Genomic DNA, 2351 nt, shown 5'->3' with positions numbered 1-2351 from the left:
TCAGATTTTCCAGTCCAAGACTTTTAATGTAAGGAACAAAGATAACAGATCCATCCAGGTGATCTACCGGGATATCAAAGAAGCCCTGAATCTGGGCAGCATGAAGATCCATGGTCATGATGCGGTGAATACCTGCTGATTTTAACAGGTTAGCCACTAATTTTGCACCAATAGCCACACGCGGTTTGTCTTTTCTATCCTGTCTGGCCAAACCATAATAAGGAACAACTGCAGTGATGTAATGAGCAGAAGCACGCTTTGCCGCATCAATCATCAGTAAAAGTTCCATTAAATTATCATTTGGCTGATAAGTTGAAGCGATAAGGAAAACATCACAACCGCGGACTGTTTCGTCGTAAGAAGGTTGAAATTCGCCATCACTGAACCTGTTTAACGTGACGTCACCTAGGGGCTTGCCGTAAGACTCGGCAATTTTTAGTGCTAATTCCTTTGTGCCCGTTCCGGCAAAAAGTTTAACTGGGTTAAATTGCAATGGCATGATTGATCGGTATCAATGCTGGTTAAAAAAAATCGGATTGCGGTTTTAGTCACAATCCGAATATTGTTTTGTTGTCCGACCTGGATTCGAACCAAGACAAACGGTACCAAAAACCGTTGTACTACCCTTATACTATCGGACAATCTTCCATTCAAAAGGCTTGCTTCGAAATGGAATGCAAATCTACGCACATTTTTCAAACTTGCAAACACAAACTGAAAAAAAATCTATTTTTTTCTTCTTCCCCCTCTTTTCAAATGATTTACATTTTGGGACTATGGTTAATTTTTGTTAAACTCGTCCTATCATTGTACGATTATCAATCTTATTCTTTATTTTCGGCAGCATTTTTATAGCCCACAATTATCTATTCAAATAAAATGAATTATTCAAAAATTAATAACCTTACAGGCTGGTTCTGTTTTCTGGTTGCAACAGTATCTTATATTTTAACCCTGGAGCCATCTGTAAGTTTTTGGGATTGCGGCGAGTTTATTGCCTCTGCATTAAAGATGCAGGTGGTACACCAGCCCGGCGCACCTTTATTTTTAATGATCCAGCGCTTCTTCTCTTTATTTGCAGCGGGTGATCTGACCAAAATCGCTTATTTCATGAACGTAGGTTCTGCTGTTGCCAGTGGTGCCACCATCCTGTTCCTGTTCTGGACCATTACAGCCCTGGCCAAAAAGCTGGTGCTTAAACCTGGTGAAGAACTCAGCTCTTCAAAACTGATTGCCATTATGGGATCTGGTGTAGTTGGAGCTCTGGCTTATACTTACACAGACAGTTTCTGGTTTTCGGCAGTAGAATCGGAGGTATACGCCTTATCTTCCCTGTTTACCGCTATAGTGTTCTGGGGCATCCTGAAATGGGAAGCACATGCAGATGAGCCAAGAGCAGACAGATGGTTACTGTTCATTGCCTATATCATGGGACTTTCCATTGGTATCCACCTTTTAAACCTGCTGACCATCCCTGCGATGGCCTTTGTATATTATTTCAGGAAAACATCAAAACCAACCAATATAGGTATACTAAAAACTTTCTTTGTTGGAATCCTGATCCTCGCATTTGTACAATATGGCATTATACAATATGTCGTATCATTTGGTGCTTACTTCGATCTCTTCTTTGTCAACACTCTAGGTTTGGGCTTCGGAACCGGAGTTCTTTTCTTTGCCATACTGCTCATCGGCGGTTTGGTACTGGGTATCCGTTATTCTATTAAACACCAGAAAAAAGTATTAAACCTGGCCCTGTTGTCTACCGCACTGATCATTTTCGGCTATGGTTCTTTTGCCATGATCATCATCCGCGCAAAAGCCAATGTGAACCTGAACAACAGTGATCCGGACAATGCCTTCTCTTTCCTGGGCTACCTGAACAGGGAACAATACGGAGACCGCCCTTTACTTTTTGGTCCAAACTACAATTCGCAGAAAGTAAACCTGACAGAAGGTAAAACACTCTATAGAAAAGGTGCAGACAAGTACGAAGTAGCCGGAAAGAAAACGGACTATGAATATGACAGGATAACGCCTTTCCCAAGAATGTACAGCGATGATGACAGACACGTTGCTTACTATAAAGATATGATGGGATTTGACGACAGCCATTTCCCAAGTTTATTTGACAACATCGGCTTCCTGTTTAAATACCAGATCGGTAACATGTATATGCGTTACTTTATGTGGAATTTTGTGGGCCGTCAGAATGACGACCAGGGACAGGGAAGTTTATATGAAGGACAATGGCTGAGTGGAATAAAACCAATCGATGCCATTATGCTGGGCAACCAGAGCCACCTTCCCCCTTCTATTGTGGACAGCAATGCCTATAACAGATTTTTCTT

At 41.6% G+C, this 2351-nt stretch carries 2 protein-coding genes; one reads left to right on the top strand and one right to left on the bottom strand.

Features of this window, described 5'->3' with window-relative positions; translation table 11 throughout:
* On the bottom strand, positions 1-499 hold a 499-nt coding region (gene prs / locus VNZ46_RS03670; RefSeq protein ID WP_325558736.1), incomplete at its 3' end, for a ribose-phosphate diphosphokinase.
* A gap of 380 nt (positions 500-879) precedes the next feature.
* Here prs and VNZ46_RS03665 point away from each other — a divergent pair.
* The coding region (locus VNZ46_RS03665) for a protein O-mannosyl-transferase family (protein WP_325558735.1) at positions 880-2351 on the top strand (1472 nt) is incomplete at its 3' end.

The organism is Pedobacter sp., assembly GCF_035566355.1.
GTDB lineage: Bacteria > Bacteroidota > Bacteroidia > Sphingobacteriales > Sphingobacteriaceae > Pedobacter.
Note: the sequence above shows the minus strand (reverse complement) of the source record. Positions and strands in the feature narration are given on the sequence as shown.